Raw genomic sequence first — 1111 nt, forward strand, 5'->3', positions numbered from 1 at the left:
TGCAATTTCACCGGGCCCATGGTTGAGACAGTGGGGAAGTCGTTACGCCATTCGTGCAGGTCGGAACTTACCCGACAAGGAATTTCGCTACCTTAGGATGGTTATAGTTACCACCGCCGTTTACTGGCGCTTGGATTCCCAGCTTCACCAAAGCAAGCCTTGGTTGACCGGTCCTCTTAACGTTCCAGCACCGGGCAGGCGTCAGTCCGTATACAGCGTCTTACGACTTCGCACGGACCTGTGTTTTTAATAAACAGTCGCTTCCCCCCGCTATCTGCGACCCCACCCAGCTCCGGAGGCACGCTCCTTCACCGGACAGGGCTCCCCTTCTCCCAAAGTTACGGGGACAATTTGCCGAGTTCCTTAACCATGGTTCACCCGAACGCCTCGGTATTCTCTACCTGACCACCTGCGTCGGTTTAGGGTACTGGCCGCTCACGAACTCGCTAGAGGCTTTTCTCGACAGCATGGGATCACTCACTTCGCCAAAAACGGCTCCGCATCACGTCTCAGCCATTTAACGGGAGGCGGATTTGCCAACCCCCCGGCCTACACGCTTACCCCCGGACAACCACCGCCGGGTAGAGCTACCCTCCTGCGTCACCCCATCACTTACCTACTACAAGCTCGGATCCCAGACCAGCACAGCAACCCGTCCCGAAGGACAGGAAACCAGCCGGCGTGGTTAGCATCACCTGATTCAGTATTTGGCGCTCGTGCACGGGTACGGGAATATCAACCCGTTATCCATCGACTACGCCTGTCGGCCTCGCCTTAGGTCCAGACTCACCCTGGGCGGATTAACCTGCCCCAGGAACCCTTAGTCAATCGGCGGCAACGTTTCTCACGCTGCTTTCGCTACTCATGCCTGCATTCTCACTCGCACGCCCTCCACCACACGATCACTCGGCAGCTTCACCGGACGCACGACGCTCCCCTACCAACCCCACCACACAGGTGGAGCTTCACAGCTTCGGCGGTGTGCTTAAGCCCCGCTACATTATCGGCGCAGAACCACTTGACCAGTGAGCTATTACGCACTCTTTAAAGGATGGCTGCTTCTAAGCCAACCTCCTGGTTGTCTCAGCAACTCCACAACCTTTCCCACTTA

The 1111-nt window shown here is 57.0% G+C and carries 1 rRNA gene; it reads right to left on the reverse strand.

From position 1 onward, the window contains the following. Positions 1-1111 (reverse strand): 23S ribosomal RNA (locus tag ACJOT3_RS34735); the annotation flags it as partial.

The sequence above is a fragment of the Nocardiopsis protaetiae genome, assembly GCF_045446735.1.
GTDB lineage: Bacteria > Actinomycetota > Actinomycetes > Streptosporangiales > Streptosporangiaceae > Nocardiopsis > Nocardiopsis protaetiae.